The following is a 952-nucleotide window of genomic DNA, read 5'->3' as shown; positions in this document are numbered from 1 at the left end:
TGATATAGAGTTAAATGATTATAGTAAAGGTTCGGAGTCTTACACAAAAACTAGAGCTCTTGCTAAAGAGAAAATTCAAACTTTACTATCTAAATATGGAGCTGTAAGCGCTCAATATGCTCTAATTGATAATGGTAAAATTGAGATTTCTGGAAATGGTGGAGTATACAGCAAACAAGATAATAAAAATTTAACTAAGGATAATATGTACAATATTGCCTCTATCAGTAAAGTATTTACTACTACAGCTGTTATGAAGTTGGTTGAACAGGGAAAAGTAAATTTAGATACTCCTGTTGTAAAATATATACCTGAATTTAAAATGGCTGATGATAGATATAAAGAAATCACTCCAAGAATGTTATTAAATCACTCATCAGGGCTAATGGGAAGTAGTTTTAAAAATGCCCTTTTATTGGGAGACAATGATTCTTATAATCATGATAATTTCTTAGAAGAATTAAAGAAACAAAGATTAAAAGCTAAGCCAGGAGCTTTTTCTGTTTATTGTAATGATGGATTTACTTTAGCTGAAATTTTAGTAGAAAGAGTATCTGGTATGTCATTTACTAATTTTCTTGATAAATACATAAACAATCCACTTAACTTACAAAACACAAAAACTCCAGAAAATAGATTTGATAGTTCAAAACTTGCAAAAGCCTATGTACCTTATTGGGAAGATGCAGTTCCACAAGATAACCTTAATACTATAGGTGCAGGTGGTTTATATTCAAGTGCAGAAAATCTATGTACATTTGCACAAACATTTATGAAAAAATCAAATGGAATTCTTTCTCCTGCTTCAGTAAAAGCTATGGAAAGTAAAGAATATTTAAATGGTCTATGGCCTGAGGGAGAAGACTCTATCCTTGGATATGGTTTAGGATGGGATTGTGTCAACACTTATCCATTTAATCAATATAATCTAAAAGCACTTACAAAAGGTGGA

At 30.7% G+C, this 952-nt stretch carries 1 protein-coding gene; it reads left to right on the top strand.

Annotated elements, in window-relative coordinates; translation table 11 throughout:
• Nucleotides 1-952, top strand: a 952-nt coding sequence (locus tag IR151_RS19990; protein WP_227437672.1) for a serine hydrolase domain-containing protein, incomplete at both ends; no start/stop codon positions are given.

The sequence above is a fragment of the Clostridioides sp. ES-S-0006-03 genome (assembly GCF_020662275.1).
Classification (GTDB): Bacteria; Bacillota; Clostridia; order Peptostreptococcales; family Peptostreptococcaceae; genus Clostridioides.
Note: the sequence above shows the minus strand (reverse complement) of the source record. Positions and strands in the feature narration are given on the sequence as shown.